The organism is Xanthomonas arboricola pv. populi (assembly GCF_002939945.1).
Taxonomy (GTDB): domain Bacteria; phylum Pseudomonadota; class Gammaproteobacteria; order Xanthomonadales; family Xanthomonadaceae; genus Xanthomonas; species Xanthomonas arboricola_A.
Genome location: NZ_MDEB01000001.1, coordinates 228,016 through 246,293 on the forward strand (window position 1 = coordinate 228,016; position 18,278 = coordinate 246,293).

General features: G+C 66.4%; 19 protein-coding genes. 11 read left to right on the top strand and 8 right to left on the bottom strand.

Annotation, left to right across the window (positions count from 1 at the left end; genetic code table 11):
• Positions 1-5 precede the first annotated feature (5 nt).
• From XaplCFBP3123_RS01075 to XaplCFBP3123_RS01105, 7 genes are all read right to left on the bottom strand, one after another.
• On the bottom strand, positions 6-1,175 hold the full coding sequence (locus XaplCFBP3123_RS01075) for a LacI family DNA-binding transcriptional regulator (protein WP_104532435.1): 1,170 nt from the start codon (positions 1,173-1,175) through the stop codon (positions 6-8).
• A gap of 105 nt (positions 1,176-1,280) precedes the next feature.
• Entirely contained in the window at positions 1,281-2,126 is an 846-nt protein-coding gene (locus tag XaplCFBP3123_RS01080) for a transporter (RefSeq protein ID WP_104532436.1), read from the bottom strand.
• 237 nt (positions 2,127-2,363) lie between these two features.
• Positions 2,364-3,101 (bottom strand): DUF2058 domain-containing protein, encoded by a 738-nt coding sequence (locus XaplCFBP3123_RS01085; RefSeq protein ID WP_343125481.1) that lies wholly within the window; start codon positions 3,099-3,101, stop codon positions 2,364-2,366.
• 18 nt (positions 3,102-3,119) lie between these two features.
• The gene (locus tag XaplCFBP3123_RS01090) at positions 3,120-3,356 is read right to left on the bottom strand and encodes a SlyX family protein (protein WP_104532438.1); all 237 of its coding nucleotides are present in this window, start codon (positions 3,354-3,356) and stop codon (positions 3,120-3,122) included.
• Positions 3,349-4,698 carry a UDP-glucose dehydrogenase family protein gene (locus tag XaplCFBP3123_RS01095; RefSeq protein WP_104532439.1) on the bottom strand — a complete coding sequence of 450 codons (1,350 nt, stop codon included), beginning with the start codon at positions 4,696-4,698 and terminating at the stop codon, positions 3,349-3,351. Before XaplCFBP3123_RS01095 ends, XaplCFBP3123_RS01090 begins: the two co-directional genes overlap by 8 nt.
• Positions 4,699-4,722: 24 nt before the next feature.
• A complete protein-coding gene (locus tag XaplCFBP3123_RS01100) occupies positions 4,723-5,694 on the bottom strand; it encodes an FKBP-type peptidyl-prolyl cis-trans isomerase (RefSeq protein ID WP_172453034.1) in 972 nt (323 codons plus the stop codon).
• Positions 5,695-5,784: 90 nt separating this feature from the next.
• Entirely contained in the window at positions 5,785-6,342 is a 558-nt protein-coding gene (locus tag XaplCFBP3123_RS01105; RefSeq protein ID WP_104532440.1) for a glutathione peroxidase, read from the bottom strand.
• Between the two features lie 135 nt (positions 6,343-6,477).
• Here XaplCFBP3123_RS01105 and XaplCFBP3123_RS01110 point away from each other — a divergent pair, with 135 nt between their 5' ends.
• The 7 genes from XaplCFBP3123_RS01110 to XaplCFBP3123_RS01140 all read left to right on the top strand — a co-directional run bounded on the left by XaplCFBP3123_RS01110 (position 6,478) and on the right by XaplCFBP3123_RS01140 (position 10,973).
• A complete protein-coding gene (locus tag XaplCFBP3123_RS01110) occupies positions 6,478-6,726 on the top strand; it encodes a hypothetical protein (RefSeq protein ID WP_024939341.1) in 249 nt (82 codons plus the stop codon).
• Between the two features lie 2 nt (positions 6,727-6,728).
• Positions 6,729-7,091: a GntR family transcriptional regulator gene (locus tag XaplCFBP3123_RS01115; RefSeq protein WP_003483692.1), complete on the top strand. Its 363-nt coding sequence runs from the start codon at positions 6,729-6,731 to the stop codon at positions 7,089-7,091.
• On the top strand, positions 7,088-7,963 hold the full coding sequence (locus tag XaplCFBP3123_RS01120) for an ABC transporter ATP-binding protein (protein ID WP_104532441.1): 876 nt from the start codon (positions 7,088-7,090) through the stop codon (positions 7,961-7,963). The genes XaplCFBP3123_RS01115 and XaplCFBP3123_RS01120 overlap by 4 nt, the downstream gene beginning before the upstream one ends.
• The gene (locus XaplCFBP3123_RS01125; protein ID WP_104532442.1) at positions 7,960-8,946 is read left to right on the top strand and encodes an ABC transporter permease; all 987 of its coding nucleotides are present in this window, start codon (positions 7,960-7,962) and stop codon (positions 8,944-8,946) included. Before XaplCFBP3123_RS01120 ends, XaplCFBP3123_RS01125 begins: the two co-directional genes overlap by 4 nt.
• Positions 8,947-8,956: 10 nt before the next feature.
• Entirely contained in the window at positions 8,957-9,781 is an 825-nt protein-coding gene (locus XaplCFBP3123_RS01130; protein ID WP_104532443.1) for a GIN domain-containing protein, read from the top strand.
• Positions 9,782-9,815: 34 nt separating this feature from the next.
• Complete coding sequence (locus tag XaplCFBP3123_RS01135; protein ID WP_104532444.1) at positions 9,816-10,346, top strand: DUF2884 family protein; 531 nt, start codon at positions 9,816-9,818, stop codon at positions 10,344-10,346.
• Between the two features lie 204 nt (positions 10,347-10,550).
• Positions 10,551-10,973: a hypothetical protein gene (locus XaplCFBP3123_RS01140; RefSeq protein WP_172453035.1), complete on the top strand. Its 423-nt coding sequence runs from the start codon at positions 10,551-10,553 to the stop codon at positions 10,971-10,973.
• 120 nt (positions 10,974-11,093) lie between these two features.
• Here the strand turns inward: XaplCFBP3123_RS01140 and XaplCFBP3123_RS01145 are convergent, their stop codons facing one another.
• The gene (locus tag XaplCFBP3123_RS01145; protein WP_104532445.1) at positions 11,094-12,497 is read right to left on the bottom strand and encodes a class II fumarate hydratase; all 1,404 of its coding nucleotides are present in this window, start codon (positions 12,495-12,497) and stop codon (positions 11,094-11,096) included.
• 289 nt (positions 12,498-12,786) lie between these two features.
• On the opposite strand from XaplCFBP3123_RS01145, the gene XaplCFBP3123_RS01150 reads away from it, so the two are divergent.
• The 4 genes from XaplCFBP3123_RS01150 to XaplCFBP3123_RS01165 all read left to right on the top strand — a co-directional run bounded on the left by XaplCFBP3123_RS01150 (position 12,787) and on the right by XaplCFBP3123_RS01165 (position 18,108).
• Positions 12,787-14,109: a hemolysin family protein gene (locus tag XaplCFBP3123_RS01150; RefSeq protein WP_104533225.1), complete on the top strand. Its 1,323-nt coding sequence runs from the start codon at positions 12,787-12,789 to the stop codon at positions 14,107-14,109.
• Positions 14,110-14,145: 36 nt separating this feature from the next.
• Positions 14,146-15,513, top strand: coding sequence for an adenylosuccinate lyase (gene purB, locus XaplCFBP3123_RS01155; protein ID WP_104532446.1), 1,368 nt, complete (start codon positions 14,146-14,148; stop codon positions 15,511-15,513).
• A gap of 187 nt (positions 15,514-15,700) precedes the next feature.
• The gene (locus XaplCFBP3123_RS01160) at positions 15,701-17,179 is read left to right on the top strand and encodes a cupin domain-containing protein (protein ID WP_172453101.1); all 1,479 of its coding nucleotides are present in this window, start codon (positions 15,701-15,703) and stop codon (positions 17,177-17,179) included.
• Positions 17,176-18,108 (top strand): GNAT family N-acetyltransferase, encoded by a 933-nt coding sequence (locus tag XaplCFBP3123_RS01165; RefSeq protein ID WP_104532448.1) that lies wholly within the window; start codon positions 17,176-17,178, stop codon positions 18,106-18,108. The genes XaplCFBP3123_RS01160 and XaplCFBP3123_RS01165 overlap by 4 nt, the downstream gene beginning before the upstream one ends.
• Positions 18,109-18,278: the final 170 nt, after the last annotated feature.

Genomic DNA, 18,278 nt, shown 5'->3' on the forward strand with positions numbered 1-18,278 from the left:
CCTGGTCAGCGGCCTGGGGCCTTGGTGGGGGAATGGGCGGGGGAATCGCTGGGGGAGTGAAGCGAAACAGAACCTGACGCGCTGGCGCTGCTGGCGCGGATCTTCAATTCGACTGCGGCGGTCAGGCGCTGGGATGCAAGGGTGGGACTGCCGATACGCTGCAACACCAATTGCGCCGCCTGGCGGCCGCGCGCGCGCGGATCGGCGGCCAGCGTGGTCAGTGCGGGCGTAAACAGCGCGGCTTCGGCGATATCGTCGAAACCGGTCACCGCGAAGTCGCGCCCCGGCACGATGCCATGCATCGCCAGCGCCGCCATCAGGCCCAACGCGACGCTGTCGTTGTAGCAGACCGCCGCAGTTGCGCCGTCATGTTCGGCGCGATCGAGCATGCGACCGGCGCACAGCGCCGCATCCTGTCGGTTCGGTGCGGATTCGACGTAATGCGCGGCCAGACCGGCATCGGCCATCGCGCGCGCGTAACCGGCGCGGCGTTGCCGGCAGGAACTGGATTCGGCATGGCCACCGAAGAACACGATGCGCCGATGGCCTTGCGCGATCAGATGCGCGCAGGCAAGCAATGCGCCCTGCTCATTGTCCAGTGCCAGCAGATCCCAGCCGGCGCCCTCCACTTCGCGATTGAACAACACCACGTTGTGTTGTCGCCCTAGCACTTGGGTCAGCGCCTGTGCCTGGCTGCCCTCGGCCGGCGACAGGATGATGCCGGCAGGGGTGTGCTCCATCAGCGAGGTCAGCACCGCCTGCTGCCGCTGCGTCGATTCGCCGGTACTGCCGAGCAGGGTCACATAACCCGCCGCGCCCAGCGCTTCGTCCACGCCTGCGGCGAATTCGGCAAAGAACGGGTTGGACAGATCGTTGATGACCAGCGCGATGCTGGATGAGGTGCGGCAGCGCAGGTTGGCGGCGGCGCGGTTGTAGACGTAGTGCTGACGATCCAGTTCGGCCTCCACCCGCGCGCGCGTGGTGGCATGCACCAGCGGGCTGCCGCGCAATACCAACGACACCGTCGCGCGCGACACGCCGATGGCGCCGGCGATATCGCGCAAGGTCACCGCACCGCGTCCGCTGCGGCGCGCGTCGCCGTCCTCCGCAGCGGAGGGCGTCGGTTTGGCACGCGTCACGCTGCCGACCTTGCAATGGAAGAAGTGCGCATGCATCTGGCGTCGATTGGATCGATCCAATTAGGCCTTTTCCACGCACCCAATGCATGCGGCAGTGCAACATAGCCAGCAACCGCGCCGATCCTTACTGCAATCGCCTTCTTACTGGAATGCGATCGACAGGCCGATCCCGCCCTGCCAGTCCGGGCTCTCCGAGGTCAGCCCGCGCAGCACCGAGACATCCAGTTGCATCGCGTGCGGCAACTGCCAGGCACCACCGGCGCCGGCAACGCGAGAATGCTCGCTGCCGGTGTCGAAGCCCGCTTCTACGTAGCTGCTGAAATGCTCGCCGGAGAAGAACGTGTAGTTCGGCGAGAAGGTCCAGGTATGCCCGTCGCTGTCGCGTGCGTAGTTCACGTACAGCGCCAGTGCGCGCTCCTGCGCCAGATCCCAGGACGCGGTCACGCCGAGTTCGCGCGCATAGCCGTCGCTGAAGGCCGGGCTGCCGGTCGGCACGCTGTAGCTGCCGAGCGCGGCCCAATGAAAGCTGTCCGACTGCGACGGCAATGCCACCTTCAGGCCGATATGGCTATCGCCTCCGCCACGCACATGCGCACCGCCACCGCGTTGCCAGTTGTAGCTGTCGCTGCCGACCTGCAGTTCTACGTTCTGGAACAGGCCCAGGCGCAGCACCGTATCGGCGGTGTACTGCGTGATCCGCTGCCCGTCGCTGCGATCGGTGCTCGCATCCGGCAGGCCCTGCTCCCAGGCGAACGCGCCGGGCTGCAGCACTTCGGCCGCAAACGGAATGCCGGGACGGTCGAACGCGGGGGCATCCTCCGTCTGTGCAGCGGCCTGCTGACTCACCCCGCATAACGCAAGCATGACCGCGGCCGTCACCGGGGCGCGCGTCGCCTGCAAACCCGAAGTGCCACGCGCGGTGGATACAAGCGATGCAACAACGCAGGACTTCAACATTTTCGACAACATGGACATACGCGGCACCATCGGCAGGAGTGAGCGGCAACGCAGTGGACACCGTGCCCGAATGCGTCGACCAGTAGCGCGGCGATGGTGCCGCGCACGCCGTGACCGGCCCGTGTATCGCCGGCGGTACGTTTGCTGCATAGCTCAGCCCGAAGGCGCGCAAGTCACGATCCAGGTGCGCACCACGCAAGGCAGCGCACCAAACAACATGGGCACCCATCAGGTGCCCATGACCAACAAAACCTAGCTCATGCAGGGTTACCAGACCAGGTCGTCGGGCACCTGATACTGGGGGTCGGCATACGGGTCTTCGCCTGCCGGCGCATTCGGGTCCACCTTCAATGCCACCGATGGCGCGAACACCGCTTCGGCCTCGGCCAGTACCTCGGCGGCGACCAACAGGTAACGGCCATTGAGCTGCAGCACGCCCAGCTCACCGGCATTGAGCGCCTTGAGCTGATCGGCAGTCACGTAGATACGCTTGATCTTGCCGCCATACGGGAAATGCCGGGCGATATCCGCATCGGCATGATTCAACCCCTTGTCCTTGAGCAGCTCTTCGAGCTTGGCCTTGGCTTCGCGACGCAGGCGTGCTTCTTCCTGCTTCAGCCGCTCGGCTTCGATGCGCTCGTCCTTCTCGCGTTGCGCGCGGATCGCATAGGCCTTAGCCAGATCGATGTCTTCGCGTGTGCGTGCCGGCCTGGGTCCGCGACGCTCGGCAGTGGACTGCTGCGGACGCGGCGATGCCGCCTGCTTGCCATCGTTGCGACGATCGGGCCGGCCGTCGTTTTTGCGCTCGCCCTTGCCGTCGGTCGCCGCAGCGGCATGCGGCCGCTGCGGTCCCCTGCCCTGGCCGCCCGGCTTGTTGCCGCCGGGCGCAGGCCTGCCACCGTTGCCATGTTGACGCGCGGCAGGCCGTGCGTCGGGTTTGCGTTCGGGCTTGGGTGCGGACTTGAAGCCCAACCCAAGCAACTGGTCACGTAAGGTATCGCTCATGGCGGTGGCAATCTGCAATCAATAGTGCGGAGGCGGCGGTTCATCCGCAGCGTCGGCAAACAACGTGGAGCGCACCTTGCCCAGATCCTCGAGCAGGTGGCGGATCAGTTCGGCATTGCGGGCGCCCGTCAAACGGGCGTCCGCAAGTGCTTCACTCAGTTCATTGAGCGCCTGCTCCTGAAAGGATAGGCGCGTTTCCAGTTCAACCAACCGCGCGTCCAGTTCCTGGTCGCGCGGCGAGAGGTGCTCATGCATGCAACGAACGGCCTCGTCCGATGGCGTAGTAGGCCAGACCTGCAGCTTCGATTTCCTGCGGGTCGTAAAGGTTGCGGCCGTCGAACACCACGTCGTCCTTCAAGGCCTGCTTGATCTTGCCGAAATCCGGGCTGCGGAACTGCTTCCACTCGGTGACCACGACCAAGGCGTCGGCGCCTTCCAGTGCGGCAAATGCCTCGTCGCAGAAGGTCAGGTCGTCGCGCTCGCCGAAGATGCGCTTGGCTTCATGAGTCGCTTCCGGGTCGTAGGCACGCACGGTGGCACCGGCTTCCCACAACTGCTCCATCAAACGGCGGCTGGACGCGGCACGCATGTCGTCGGTATTGGGCTTGAACGCCAGGCCCCACACCGCGAAGGTCTTGCCGGCAATGCTGCCGGTGCCCTTGGCGCCGTAATGGCGCTGCACCAGTTCGAACAGGTGCCCCTTCTGCGCATTGTTGACGCTTTCCACCGCGTTGAGCAGGGTCGGCTCCATGCCGTACTGCTCGGCGGTCTTGGCCAATGCCTGCACATCCTTCGGGAAGCACGAGCCGCCATAACCGGCGCCGGGGTAGATGAAGTGCCAGCCGATGCGCGGATCCGAACCGATCCCGTTACGCACGTGCTCGACGTCCGCACCGACACGCTCGGCGATATTGGCGATCTCGTTCATGAAACTGATCTTGGTCGCCAGCATCGCGTTGGCCGCGTACTTGGTCAGCTCGGCCGAACGCACGTCCATCTCCACGATGCGGTCGCGGTTGCGGTTGAACGGCGCATACAGACGACGCATGCGTGCGATGGCGGCCGGCTTCTTGGCGCCGATCACGATGCGATCCGGACGCATGCAGTCGGCCACGGCGTCGCCTTCCTTGAGGAACTCGGGGTTGGAGACCACATCGAACTCATGGTCCACGCCACGTGCGTCCAGCTCTTCCTGGATCGCGGCGCGCACCTTGTCGGCGGTGCCGACCGGCACGGTGGACTTGTTGACGACCACCGACGGGCCATCGATATGGCGACCGACGGTACGCGCAACCGCCAGCACGTACTGCAGGTCGGCACTGCCATCCTCGTCCGGCGGCGTGCCCACGGCGATGAAGGTGATTTCGCCGTGCGCAATCGCCTCGGCCGCATCGGTGGTGAAGCGCAACCGGCCGGAGGCGTGGTTGGCTTTCACCATCGGCTCCAGGCCGGGTTCATAGATGGGAATCACCCCACGATTGAGACCATCAACTTTCGCCTGGTCGATATCCACGCAGATAACGTGATGACCTACTTCCGCCAGACAGGTACCGGTGACAAGACCAACATAGCCGGTACCAAAGATCGCAACTCGCATGGGTGGGGGTACTCCTGTGGGGGATCAGGGAAGGATACCCATCAGTTCGACATCGAACGTCAACGTTGCGTCTGGTCCGATCGGCCCCCCCTGCGTGCCGTTCGGGCCATAGGCCAAGTTGGATGGAATCCAGAAACGGTATTTCGAACCGACCGGCATCAACGCGACGCCCTCGGTCCAACCTGCAATGACTTGATTCAGACCGAACTCGGCCGGCTGGCCGCGCTGGTAGGAGCTGTCGAACACCTGCCCGTTGAGCAGCTTGCCTTCGTAGTTCACGCGCACCGTGTTGGTGGGCATCGGACGCTCGCCGCTGCCCTGGCGCAGCACCATGTACTGCAGGCCCGACGCGGTGGTGATCACGCCCTTTTCGGTCTTGTTCTTGGCCAGGAAGGCATTGCCTTCCTCGCGGTTCTTGGCACCGGCAGCGCCCTGCTTGGCAGAAGCGAACGCCTGCATGGTGGCAGTGGCTTCCTGCTGGGTCAGACGCGTGGTGCCCTTGGCGAACACGGTCCGCACCGCTTCCATCAGGATCGACAGGTCGATCTCGTCCTTGATGCCTGCCAGCGACGGACCGACCGCGCGATCGCCCAGCATCAGGCCGACATTTTCCTTGGACGGCGCGGCCGGCGCGCTACCCGGCGCCATGCCCGGGACCTGCTGACCGTTACGCGCCGCCAGCGCCGTGCGCAATGCGGTGTCGGTGGCCTGGGTCTGCTCGTCGGACAACAGCGGCTTGCCGCCCTTGAATGCATTCTCGATGGCGCGTTGCAGTGCGCTCACATCGATGTCCTGGGCAATCGGCTCGAACGAACGTGCCACATCCATACCGATGGCGTAGCTGACGTTGTCGCGCGTGCTCTTCTCAGACGATGCATTCAAAACTGGCTTCTCCTTGGTGGCCGCTGCGGCCGGTTGCTGCGACATGGCCGGCATCGATGCCGACAGCGCCACCATCAGTAGCGACGCCGCCGCGCCGCGCTTTCCCATCTTCATTCGATGCACTTCCCGAAAGTGAAAAGACACGCCGACGCCGGCGCTGAATGCGCATTGTCGCATGTGCGCGTGGCCTTGCGAGCGCCGCGCTCAGCGCGACGGCGCGTTGAGCGCGCGTTCGATTGCCGCCAGCACGCTCGGATCGTCCGGTTTGATCTTGCTGGGGAACTGTGCCACCACGCGTCCATCGCGACCAATCAGATACTTGTGGAAGTTCCAGCCCGGCGCCACGCCCGTGGCCTGCGTCAAACGCTGGTACAGCGGCGTGGCCTGCGTACCCAGCACATGCACCTTCTCAAACATCGGGAACTTGACGCCATAGGTCAGCGTGCAGAATTCCTGGATCTGCTTCTCAGATCCGGGTTCCTGCCCCTGAAAATCGTTGGACGGAAAACCCAGCACCGAAAAACCGCGACTGCCGAAACGCTGGTTCAGCGCCTCCAGCCCTTCGTACTGGGGCGTGTAGCCGCACTTGCTGGCGGTATTGACCACCATCAGAACCTTGCCACCGTAGGTACGGTTCAGGTTGATCGGCGCCTTGCCGGCCAGTGGCCGGTAGTCTAGATCCAGCACCGGCGCGCCGGCGGCCAGCGCCGAGGCGGAGAAAAAGCCAGCGAATACAACCATCAGCAGACGCTTGAGCAACATGAGCGATCCCTTTCGATAGGTTCGGGCCACCCGCCGATGCGGGGTGCCATCAGTTGGGTATGACAGGCAGTTGACTGCCCGCGTGTCGGTGTTATAGTTGAATACAACACCAGTCATCCAACGCAGGGGGAAAGCATGAACAGCACACGCTTCACGCGACCAGCTCCATTGCTGCTGTTCGGCAGCGCCCTGTTCGCCATTGGTTGCCTGGGAGCCGCCTCCAGTCAGGTCACGGAGTCCGGCGCCGATTATGGCGTGTCGGAGGCGGTTACGGAAAACGCGACAACTCCCCCCGAGGCACGCACCCGGCCCAGCCGGCATCTGCGCGCTTCGCTGTCGATGCCCTATTTCTCCTTCGCGCAGGTCCTGCGCCCACGGAGCTGACCATGAACGACATCCAATGGAGCGACGGCGCTCCCATCTACCGCCAACTCAAGGAACGGGTGATTGCCATGATGCTCGATGGAATCCTCAAGCCTGGCGACGCCCTGCCCTCGGTACGGCAGGTGGCGGCCGACTACCAACTCAACCCCATCACCGTCTCGCGTGCCTATCAGGAACTGGCCGACGAGAACCTGGTGGAGAAACGCCGCGGCCTGGGCATGTTCATGACCCCGGAAGCCGCGCAGAAATTGCGCGGCAGCGAACGCGAGCGTTTCCTGAATGAAGAATGGCCCGCGGTGCTGGAACGCATCCAGCGCCTGGGACTGTCCATCGACGATCTGTTGCCACAGGGAAAAACACCATGACCGCCGTCTCCTCCGACCATGTGGTCGACGCACGTGGCCTGCGCAAGGCCTACAAGCATCGGCTCGCGCTGGACAACACCAGCTTCACCATCGCTGCCGGGCGCATCGTCGGCCTGATCGGCCCCAATGGCGCCGGCAAGACCACCGCGCTCAAGGCGGTGCTGGGGCTGACCGATTTCGACGGCGAGCTGAGCGTGCTCGGCATGGATCCGCGCAGCCAGCGCAACGCGCTGATGAACCAGGTCTGCTTCATCGCCGACGTGGCGGTGCTGCCGCGCTGGCTGCGGGTTGGCGAGGCGATCGACTTCGTCGCCGGCGTGCATCCGCGCTTCGATCGCGCCAAGTGCGAGCGTTTCCTGGCCAATACGCAGCTCAACCGCAAATCGCGGGTGCGCGAACTGTCCAAGGGCATGATCGTGCAGCTGCATCTGGCGCTGGTGATGGCCATCGACGCGCGCATCCTGGTGCTGGACGAGCCGACCCTGGGCCTGGACATCCTGTATCGCAAGCAGTTCTACCAGCGCCTGCTGGAGGATTACTTCGACGAGCAGAAGACCATCATCGTCACCACCCATCAGGTCGAGGAGATCGAACACATCCTCACCGATGTGATGTTCATCCGCGACGGCCGCATCGTGCTGACCGCCGACATGGAAAACGTGGCCGAGCGTTACACCGAAGTGCTGGTGGATGCCGAGCATCTCGACGCCGCCAGAGGCCTGACGCCGATCGACGAGCGCAGCCTGCCGTTCGGCAAGACCGTGATGCTGTTCGATGGCGTGCCGAAAGCGCAGCTCGCCCGTTTTGGCGAAACCCGCAATCCCGGCCTTGCCGACCTGTTCGTTGCGGTCATGAAGGGGACCTACGCATGAATGCACTCACCCACCAAGCTTCTCCCGCACGCACGTTCGGCTGGCTGCTCAAGCGCGAGTACTGGGAACACCGCGGCGGTTTCGTCTGGGCGCAGATCATCACCGGCGGCATCGCGGTGTTCTTCGCGCTGCTGGGTGCGGTGATCGGCGCGATCAGCGCGCGCCGCAACATGATCGGCGACAGCATCACGATGGACGATCTGGCCGAGTACACGCGCACGCTGGGCCAGGTCGGCGACGGCCTGCTGCTGGGCGGCATCGGGATCGCCTCGGTGGTTCTGGCGTTCGTGGTGTTCTTCTATTCGCTGGGCAGCCTGTACGACGACCGCCGCGACCGCAGCGTGCTGTTCTGGAAGTCGCTGCCGGTGTCCGATGTGCAGACGGTGCTGTCCAAGGCGGCCTGGGCGTTGTTGCTGGCGCCGCTGATCGCCATCGTGATCGGCGTGCTGGTCGGCCTGGCACTGTGGCTGATCGCCATCGTGGGCGCCTCGATCGCCGGCGTCCCCAGCCCCTGGGCACTGGCGACCCATTCGCACCCCTTCTCGTTGTTGTGGCTGCTGCTGAAGACCGTGCCGATGAGCTTGCTGTGGGCGTTGCCGACCGTGGGTTGGCTGATGTTCTGCTCGGCCTGGGCCACCAGCAAGCCGTTCCTGTGGGCGGTGCTGTTCCCGCTGCTGGCCTGCGTGATGCTGAGCATCCTCTCGGCGATGCCGGGTATCTCGCTGCCGATCGGCTGGATCTGGTACATCGTCGGCTACCGTGGCCTGCTCAGCGCCCTACCCGGCACCTGGTCGCCGCGTGCGGTCAGCGGCAACCTCGACAGCAGCGCGATGCAGAACCCCAGCGATCTGGTGCAGTGGGCGCTGCAGCACACCGACAGCGCACTGGTCTATGGCAATCCGGACATCTGGATCGGCGCCGCCATCGGCGTGGTGCTGATCGCCGCCTCCATCTACCTGCGCCGTCGGCGCTCCGAAGCCTGAAGGACACACCATGCGTCGTCTGCTGAGTCTGGCCATCCTGTGCGCATTGCCCGGCGCTGCGTTTGCCGAGGAGCAATGCACATTCTCCGAACCGCGCAGCCTGGAGTTGAAGCTGAGCGGAGTGAAGTCGGTGCTGTTCGAGGTCGCCTCCAACGACCTGCGTCTGGACGCCACGCCGGGCAACGGCGGGCGCCTGAGCGGCCGCGCCTGCGCTGCAAGCGCCGATCTGCTCAGGGGCCTGACCGTCTCCCAGAAGCGCGTCGGCGACAAGCTGGTGGTGACGCTGGCCGATGACCGCCCGCTGCGCACCTCCATCGGCGACAGCTATTCGTACCTGGACCTGCGTGGCAGCGTGCCGGACACGCTGCTGGTGCAATTCGATGTGGGCTCCGGCGACGCCGAGATCAGCGGCGCTGCCGCAGTGAGTGCCGATGTCGGTTCCGGCGACATGGCCATCCGCCGCACCAAGGGCCGGGTCACCGCCAAGGTCGGTTCCGGCGATATCGAGCTGGAAGAGACGGGGTCGCTGCGCGTCCTGGCGGTCGGCTCGGGCGACCTCAAGGCCGCGCGGGTGCGGGGCACGGCGGAGGTCGGCAAGGTCGGCTCCGGCGACGTCAAGCTGCGCGGCGTTGCAGGCGACGTCAAGCTCGGCGCGGTCGGCTCCGGCGATGTCGATATCGACGATGTGCAGGGCGATGTCGGCGTGGAGGCGGTCAACTCCGGCGCCCTGAGCGTGCACAAGGTGCGCGGCGACGTCAGCGTCGCGCGCAAGGGCAGCGGCGATATCGACGTCAGCGATGTTGCCGGCACCACTCGCGTGCCTACCGACAACTGACCACTGCATTGACCATTCCAGACGGGGAACGCTGATGAAACTGTTGATTTGTGCGGTATTGGCGGGTGCGCTGCTGGTCGGTTGCGGCAAGTCCGAACCCACCGTCGTGGTATCGGGCAAGGCCAACGCGCGCGGGGTGAGCTTCAACGGCAAGAGCCTGACGCTCCACCGCGACGGCCTGCCCGCGGCCACCATCGGCGCGGATGGCGCGCTCAGCATCGCTGGCACGCCGGTGCGCTTGAGCGATGCGCAGCGGCAGGCGATGCGCAGTTTCTACGTGCAGATTCAGGGCGTCGCCGAGAAAGGCATCGACATCGGCACGCAGGGCGCGGCCTTCGGTGCGCATGCCGCCGGCGAAGCGCTCAAGGGCGTGCTCGGCGGCAATACCGACCAGATCGGCGGCAAGATCCAAGCGCAGGCGGAAACCTTCAAACACGAAGCGATGCAGATCTGCGACCAGCTGGCCAAGCTGCGCAACGCGCAGGACGCCGCCGCGCAACTGGTGCCGGCATTCGCGCCGTACTCGACCCTCACCCAGCACGATGTCGACGACTGCCGCAAGTAAGCGCGACCCCGACCGCCGCTGCGCCCCCATCGCCGGACGTAGCGGCTGACCGGAACCGGATGGAGCATCGTGTCGATTCCTGCGCGCACGCCAGGCACCCAACCCCGCCTGCGACATTTTGTCAGCCGCGCCATGTGCCACCGGCGTCAGTCGGCTGGCCGGAGCGGGATTACACTACTGCGCTCCCCTGACCCCAGCGACCCGATGAACAAGTTCGTGATGCTCTGCATGGCGCTCCTGCTATGCGCCCTGACCGCCTGTGGCGACCAGTCGTCGCGGCGCGCCGAACGCGGCAAGCCGCGTGTTGCCATCACCACCCAGTCGGTGATGATCCGCCGCCCACCGGCCGCCAATGCGGAAATCACCCCGGACGGCACGCTGAAGATCGACGATATCGCGCTGCCGCAGAAGGCGCCGACGCGCGCAAAGTTGCAGCTGCTGTTCGGGCATCTGCAGATGCTGCGTCAGCAGGCCGTCAACGACGCCGGCGCAGATCCGGAATACAAGTCGATCAAGCTGACCGCCACGCCGGAGATCCAGCAGCTCAGCGGCGAATTGCTCGATGAAATCCCGTCGCTGCAGCCGTATCGCGAGAGCTTCGGCAACGTGCAGGCCGAACGGCACTGAGTCCTGGCAAAGCCGCGGATTCGCGCAAAGCCGTGTAGGAGCGTACCTGGGCGCGACGGGGCGTTGTCGATAAAGCCCCATCGCGCCCAGGTGCGCTCCTACATGCGCACGCTGCGGTGATCAGCCGCCGCCGCTGCTGCCGGCCTGGATGCCACCGCGCGTCAGCGCGGCCGGATCCAGCAAACGGCGCAGATCCGCTTCGCTGAGCCCGCTGTCTTCCAGCGCCACGTCCAGCACCGGGCGCTGTTCCTTGTAGGCACGCTTGGCGATCGCCGCGGCCTTCTCGTAGCCGATGATTGGGTTGAGCGCGGTGACCAGGATCGGATTGCGGTCCAGCGCCTCGCGCACACGCTCTTGACGCACCTTCAACCCGGCAATCGCGCTATCGGCCAGCAGCCGCGCCACATTGCCCAGCAAGTTGATCGAATCCAGCAGGTTGTAGGCGATCAACGGCAGCGTCACGTTCAACTGGAAGTTGCCGGTCTGCCCGGCCACGGTGATCGCGGTGTGGTGGCCGATGACCTGCGCGCAGGCCATTACGGTGGCTTCGGGAATCACCGGGTTGACCTTGCCCGGCATGATCGAACTGCCCGGCTGCAGCGCCGGCAACTCGATCTCGCCCAGCCCGGCCAGGGGGCCGGCATTCATCCAGCGCAGGTCGTTGGCGATCTTGATCAGTGCGACCGCCAGCGCATTGAGCTGACCGGACAACTCCACCGCATCGTCCTGCGCAGCCAGGCCTTCGAACTTGTTGTCCGCACTCTCGAACTTGAATTTGCTCAAGCCCGACAAGGCCTTGGCCACCTTGCCGCCGAAACGCGGGTCGGCATTGATGCCGGTGCCGATCGCGGTGCCGCCCAGCGGCAGCCGCCGCAGGCGCTTGAGGGCATCGTCGATGCGCTCCTGCGCCGAACTCAGCTGCGCCGACCATGCACCGAATTCCTGGCCGAAGGTCAGCGGCATCGCATCCATCAGATGCGTGCGCCCGGTCTTGACGACCTTCTCCAGCCCCTTGGCGCGCTTGTCGATGGTCTTGCGCAGATGCTTGAGCGCCGGCTGCAGGTGTTCCTGCACCGCAAGCAGCGCGGACACCCGGATTGCGGTGGGCACCACGTCGTTGGAACTCTGCCCGAGATTGACGTGATCGTTGGGATGCACCGCGTCCTTGCCGGAGCGCGTGGCCAGCGTGGCGATCACCTCGTTGGCATTCATGTTGGACGAGGTGCCCGAGCCGGTCTGATAGACGTCGATCGGGAACTGCGCGTCGTACGTGCCGTCGGCGACCTGCAGCGCCGCGTCCTGCACGGCCTTGCCGATCGACTTGGGCAGCAACCCGAGCTCGGCATTGACGCCGGCCGCGGCGGCCTTGATCAGGCCCAGCGCGCGGATGAAGCCGCGCGGCATCGGCTGGCCGGAGACCGGAAAATTCTGCACGGCACGCTGGGTCTGCGCGCCCCACAAGGCATCGGCGGGGACCTGCAATTGCCCCATGCTGTCGTGTTCGGTCCTGAAACGTTCGCTCATCTGCACTCTCCGCACATGGTTGGTTTGTGGTCATGGATGGCTGGCAGCGGGCGCACCCACGCTGGCGAGACTGCCTACGATACTCGCTCGCGGCGTTGCGACCGTGTCGTCGCAAGCCGTGGGCTAGACTGCCCATCGATCCATACGAGGTACCACGCCGCCATGGGCGACGACCCTGACTGTAGCAACGCATCGTTTGCGCCCTTCCTGCTCGCACCCCGCCCCACTCCTCACGCGCAACCGCTGACACCCAGCGTTGCCGCTGTTGCGCGGCACGGAGGCGGACGCCATGTTGGGTAATGTGCTGCTGTTGTTCGTCGCATTGCTGCTGGTGCTGTTGAACGGCTTCTTCGTTGCCGCCGAGTTCGCGCTGGTCAAGCTCCGGCATACGCAGGCGGTGGGCCTGGCGCAGAACAACGGTTGGCGTGGGCGGTTGTTGCTCGGGGTACATGCGCATCTGGATGCCTACCTGTCGGCGTGCCAGCTCGGCATCACGCTGGCCTCGCTCGGCCTGGGCTGGGTCGGCGAGCCGGCCTTCGCGCATCTGCTGCAGCCGCTGTTCGACAGCGCCGGCCTGTCGCCGGAAGCAGCGCAGTTCACCGCACTGGCGATCGCCTTCAGCCTGATTTCGTTCCTGCACATCGTGCTCGGCGAACTGGCGCCCAAGACCATGGCGATCCGCCGCCCGGAGCGGATGTCGCTGTGGACCGCCGCCCCGCTCTACGTGTTCTATTGGCTGATGTATCCGGCGATCTGGGTGCTCAACACCAGCGCCAACCGCCTGCTGCGGGTGCTCGGCTGGGGCGATGTGGAACATCAGTCGCATCGCTATTCGCGCGAGGAACTGATGCTGATCGTCGGCCGCCAGGATCCGAACGCGGCCATGCCCGATCACGGGCTGGCCTTGATGAGCCACGCCCTGGAATTGCCCGACCTGGTCGCCGGCGATCTGATGCGCCCGCGCGAGCACATGCGCAGCCTGCGCGAAGGCATGACGCTGGAATCGGTGCTGGCCGAGTTCAGCGAGTCGCGCTACAGCCGCTACCCGTGGTTCGACGCCGATGGCGAGCAGGTGCTGGGCATCCTGCATACCAAGGATCTGCTGGTGGCGATGGCACGCAGCCAGGATCTGGACGATCTGCGCCCGCTGCTGCGCCCGCCCACCCTGCTGACCCTGGAAACCCCGATCCCCAGCGCGCTGGAGCAGTTCCGCACCGGCACCACCCATCTGGCGCTGTGCGTGGAGGACGAGGGCCGCATCCTGGGCTTCTTCACCCTGGAAGACCTGCTGGAAGTGGTGGTCGGCGAGATCGAGGACGAGCACCGCCACGTGGTGCGCGATGCCCCGATCCGCAGCCAGGACGGCTCGCTGCTGGTGGCCGGCAGCACCTCGATCTTCCGCCTGGAGCGCCTGCTCGGCCGGGATCTGAGCGCGCCGGACCACGTCAATTCGGTCGGCGGGCTGATCGTGCACCGGTTGCAGCGGCTGCCCGAAGAAGGCGAGACCCTGGAGCTGGACGGCCATGCACTGACGGTGCGGCGCATGGCCGGGCACCGGATCCAGGCGATCACGGTGCGGCCGATCGGCGAAGCCGGCGCCGGGGCGGCGTAGAATACGCACCCCCGCCAGCCTCCCAGTGCCCTGCCCATGTCGGATTCCGCCCTGCTCGCCCTGTCCCCGCTCGACGGCCGCTACGCTTCCAAAGTGGATGCGCTGCGCCCGATCTTCTCCGAATACGGCCTGATCAAGGCACGGGTCAAGGTCGAGATCGAATGGCTGCTGGCACTGGCCGCCGAGCCGGGCATCGCCGAGCTGGCGCCGTTCTCGGCCGCCGCCGCCCAGACCCTGCGCCGCCTGGCCGACGACTTCAGCGTGAGCGACGCCGCGCGCGTCAAGCAGATCGAACGCACCACCAACCACGACGTCAAGGCGGTGGAGTACTTCATCAAGGAGCAGCTCAAGGACGATGCCGAGCTGGGCCCGGCGCTGGAATTCGTGCATTTCGCCTGCACCAGCGAGGACATCAACAACCTCAGCTACGGCCTGATGCTGGAGCAGGCGCGCCGCGAGGTGCTGCTGCCGACGCTGGACGGCATCGCCGCCAGCCTGCGCACGCTCGCCCATGCCCAGGCCGGCCAGCCGATGCTCTCGCGCACGCATGGCCAGACCGCCTCGCCCACCACGCTGGGCAAGGAAATCGCCAACGTGGTCGCGCGCCTGGAGCGTCAGCGCAGGCAGATCGCCGCGGTCGAGCTGACCGGCAAGATCAACGGCGCGGTCGGCAACTACAACGCGCACCTGGTGTCGTACCCGGAGCTGGACTGGGCCGCGTTCGCGCAGCGCTTCGTCGAAAGCCTGGGCCTGGTGTTCAACCCCTACACCACCCAGATCGAGCCGCATGACAACGTGGCCGAAATCGGCGACGCCAGCCGCCGCGTCAACACCATCCTGATCGACCTGTCGCGCGACATCTGGGGCTACATCTCGCTGGGCTACTTCAAGCAGAAGCTCAAGGAGGGCGAAGTCGGCTCCTCGACCATGCCGCACAAGGTCAACCCGATCGACTTCGAAAATGCCGAAGGCAATTTCGGCATCGCCAATGCCTTGTTCGAGCATTTTTCCGCCAAGCTGCCGATCAGCCGCTGGCAGCGCGACCTCACCGACTCCACCGTGCTGCGCGCGCTCGGCACCGCGTTCGGCCACACCCAGGTCGCGCTGGATTCGCTGGCCAAGGGCCTGGGCAAGCTGACCGTCAATCCCGAGCGCCTGGATGCCGATCTGAGCGCGGCCTGGGAAGTGCTGGCCGAAGCGGTGCAGACGGTGATGCGTCGCCACGGCCTCCCCAGCCCGTACGAACAGCTCAAGGCGCTGACCCGCGGCCAGGGCATCACCGCCGCGTCCATGCAGGCCTTTGTCGAGAGCCTGCAGTTGCCGGAGCAGGACAAGCAGCGCCTGCGGGCGCTGACGCCGGGCGCCTACACCGGTCTGGCCGAACAGCTGGCGCGCGCGATCTGACCCGCGCCGGTACACCCAGGTGCATACCCGGCCATCGTGGCCCGCACGTGCACTGAAACCTTACCGCGACACCCGCATGCGAGGCAGCGCATGACGGGCTGGGCGACAATAAGCCACTTCGCCGGCCGCACAGCGCCGGCCCTCCAGTCGGACCCGTGACAGCATGAAAAAAACCCCCGCAAAAAAGATCGCCGCCAGGAAAGCCGCGCCGCTGCCTTTCGAGATCCACGCCACCGGCGACCAGCCGCTGGGCATGCCGGTCGAGCGCTTCCTGCGCAATTACTGGCACAAGCACCCGCTGCTGATCCGCAACGCGTTTGCGGACTTCCAGTCCCCGCTGCAGCCCGAAGACCTGGCCGGCCTGGCCTGCGAAGACGGCGTGCTGGCACGCCTGATCAGCCACGACCGCGCCACCGACGACTGGAACGTGCGCACCGGACCGTTCCAGGAAACCGACTTCCCCGACCTGCCCGACCATGACTGGACCCTGCTGGTGCAGGACGTGGACAAGTGGGACGCCGACGTGCGCGCATTGCTGGAGCAGTTCCGCTTCCTGCCGCGCTGGCGCATCGACGACATCATGATCAGCTTCGCCGCCACCGGCGGTTCGGTCGGCGCGCATGTCGACCATTACGACGTGTTCCTGCTGCAGGGCCAGGGCCACCGCCGCTGGCAGATCGACGCACGCGCGCAACAGGGCCGCAAGGCCGCGCCGCTGGCGTTCCGCGACGATGTCGAGCTCAAGCTGCTGCGCGAGTTCAAGCCCACCCACGACTGGATGCTGGGCCCGGGCGACATGCTGTACCTGCCGCCGCTGGTGCCGCACCACGGCGTGGCCGAAGACGCCTGCCTGACCTTCTCCGTCGGCACCCGCGCGCCGTCGTCGGCCGAGCTGATCGGCGACTATCTGGATACCCTGATCGCCGATGCCGACGAGGCCGTGCGCTATCACGACGAAGACCTCAAGGTGCCGGCCGACCCGTACGAGATCGACGTCACCGCGATGAACCGCGTGGTCGAAGCGCTCAACGCGCTGCGCATGAACGACCCGGATCGGCTGGGCGACTGGTTCGGCCGCTTCATGACCACCTACCGCGCCTCCGGCGACGTGGTGCCGGCGCCCGAACCGATCCCGCGCGAGGCGGTGGAGCAGGCCCTGGAAGAAGGCGTGCTGCTGCACCGTCACCCGTGGTCGCGGCTGGCCTGGCGGCGCGCCAGGCGTGGCGCCACCCTGTTCTGCAGCGGCCTGGAATTCGCGCTGTCGGCCAAGGACGCCGCGCGCCTGGCAGCGGCCGAAGCGATCGACGGCGCGCTGTATGCGCAGCTGTCCAACCGTGGCCGCGAGGTGGTGCTGGAGCTGCTGGCGCAGGGCCATTACCAGCGCGCCCACGAGGATGCGGAGGACGCCATCGAGGACATCGACGACGACCAGGCTCATGTCCTGAGCGTGTCAGGCGACCAGGACGACGCCGAGGCCGACACGCCGGACGCGGACGATGAAATCGACGCCGAGGCCGACGTCGAGCAGGTCGCGGACGCCGCCGACGGCCCGGCCCAGGCTGATGAGGACGAACCAGGCGATGACGCCGACCAGGACGACGACAGCGAGCTGGCCGACGATCCGGCTTCGGACGCTGGCGACGACGGGTCCCACAGACGCGCATGAGTCCCCAGGCCGGGCCGCAGATCGTCTCGCTGGATCCGGCGTCCGACGCCGCGGCCCTGCGTGCGCTGCGCCTGGCCTGCGGCACCGGCGGCGCCGACGACAGCGGCGCTGCCGAATGGGACGCACTGGACCCGCTCAGCCTGCAACTGGCGCTGCGCGGCGAGGACGGCCAGCTGATCGGCTCGGTGCGGCTGACTGCGGATCGGCGCATCGACAGGCTCGGCGTCCTGCCGGGCTGGCGCCGCCGCGGCCTGGCCGACCAGTTGCTCGCAGCCGCCGTCGCCACCGCGCAACAGCGTGGCTGGCCCGGCGTACGGACCCGCGTCAACGCAGACGCCGAGGCCGTGTTCGCACGCCTGGGCTTCCTGCCGGACACTTCTTCCGACATGCACCCCGATCGCGCCGCAACGGTGGGCGATCGGCCTGACAAGGCGCTGCACCGCCGTCTCGACGGCCCGGTGGCGGTGGACGACCTGCGCGCGGCGCAGGCCGCCACCACCGGCCTGCTGTGCGCCGCACGCCGCCAGGTGCTGATCTATACGCGGGCACTGGATCCGCCGCTGTTCGACAACGCCGCCGTGCTCGATGCACTGCGCCGCTTCGCCACCGCCCGCCACGACAAGCACGTGCAAGTGCTGGTGCAGGATACCGCCATCGCGGGCGCCAACAGCAGCGCGCTGCTGCGGCTGGCCCAGCGCCTGCCCAGCGTGTTCCGCTTCCGCGCGGTCAGCGATCCGGTCGATGCCAGCTATGCGTCGGCCTATGTGGTGGGCGATGACGCCTACTACTTTCGTCCAACAGGCCATCGCTTCGACGATGGCGAAACCTGGCTGTCGGGCGCGGCGCGCAGCCGCCAGCTGGAGCGCGAATTCGCGCAGATATGGGAGCGCAGCGCGCTCTGGAACGAACCGCGCGCACTCGGCATCTGAGACCGCAGCGCCGTTCGCACGTAGGCACCAAGCGGTCGCACCTACCCGTCCGGTCAGCTGGCAGACGCCCCCTCACTGGCGCAAGGGGGTATAATTTTTCGAGATTTGAGACCGACCGATGGGGCATCTCGCCCTGCCGCTTCCGCATAATCATCCCCACAGCAGACCCG

Bases quoted from the DNA above. Each gene is read 5' to 3' on its own strand.
- purB (WP_104532446.1), top strand. From the start codon at position 14,146: ATGTCGGATTCCGCCCTGCTCGCCCTGTCCCCGCTCGACGGCCGCTAC.
- XaplCFBP3123_RS01100 (WP_172453034.1), bottom strand. From the start codon at position 5,694: ATGAAGATGGGAAAGCGCGGCGCGGCGGCGTCGCTACTGATGGTGGCG.
- XaplCFBP3123_RS01085 (WP_343125481.1), bottom strand. From the start codon at position 3,101: ATGAGCGATACCTTACGTGACCAGTTGCTTGGGTTGGGCTTCAAGTCC.
- XaplCFBP3123_RS01110 (WP_024939341.1), top strand. From the start codon at position 6,478: ATGAACAGCACACGCTTCACGCGACCAGCTCCATTGCTGCTGTTCGGC.
- XaplCFBP3123_RS01135 (WP_104532444.1), top strand. From the start codon at position 9,816: ATGAAACTGTTGATTTGTGCGGTATTGGCGGGTGCGCTGCTGGTCGGT.
- XaplCFBP3123_RS01080 (WP_104532436.1), bottom strand. From the start codon at position 2,126: ATGGTGCCGCGTATGTCCATGTTGTCGAAAATGTTGAAGTCCTGCGTT.
- XaplCFBP3123_RS01125 (WP_104532442.1), top strand. From the start codon at position 7,960: ATGAATGCACTCACCCACCAAGCTTCTCCCGCACGCACGTTCGGCTGG.
- XaplCFBP3123_RS01150 (WP_104533225.1), top strand. From the start codon at position 12,787: ATGTTGGGTAATGTGCTGCTGTTGTTCGTCGCATTGCTGCTGGTGCTG.
- XaplCFBP3123_RS01090 (WP_104532438.1), bottom strand. From the start codon at position 3,356: ATGCATGAGCACCTCTCGCCGCGCGACCAGGAACTGGACGCGCGGTTG.
- XaplCFBP3123_RS01120 (WP_104532441.1), top strand. From the start codon at position 7,088: ATGACCGCCGTCTCCTCCGACCATGTGGTCGACGCACGTGGCCTGCGC.
- XaplCFBP3123_RS01105 (WP_104532440.1), bottom strand. From the start codon at position 6,342: ATGTTGCTCAAGCGTCTGCTGATGGTTGTATTCGCTGGCTTTTTCTCC.
- XaplCFBP3123_RS01145 (WP_104532445.1), bottom strand. From the start codon at position 12,497: ATGAGCGAACGTTTCAGGACCGAACACGACAGCATGGGGCAATTGCAG.
- XaplCFBP3123_RS01075 (WP_104532435.1), bottom strand. From the start codon at position 1,175: ATGCATGCGCACTTCTTCCATTGCAAGGTCGGCAGCGTGACGCGTGCC.
- XaplCFBP3123_RS01095 (WP_104532439.1), bottom strand. From the start codon at position 4,698: ATGCGAGTTGCGATCTTTGGTACCGGCTATGTTGGTCTTGTCACCGGT.
- XaplCFBP3123_RS01130 (WP_104532443.1), top strand. From the start codon at position 8,957: ATGCGTCGTCTGCTGAGTCTGGCCATCCTGTGCGCATTGCCCGGCGCT.
- XaplCFBP3123_RS01140 (WP_172453035.1), top strand. From the start codon at position 10,551: ATGAACAAGTTCGTGATGCTCTGCATGGCGCTCCTGCTATGCGCCCTG.
- XaplCFBP3123_RS01165 (WP_104532448.1), top strand. From the start codon at position 17,176: ATGAGTCCCCAGGCCGGGCCGCAGATCGTCTCGCTGGATCCGGCGTCC.
- XaplCFBP3123_RS01115 (WP_003483692.1), top strand. From the start codon at position 6,729: ATGAACGACATCCAATGGAGCGACGGCGCTCCCATCTACCGCCAACTC.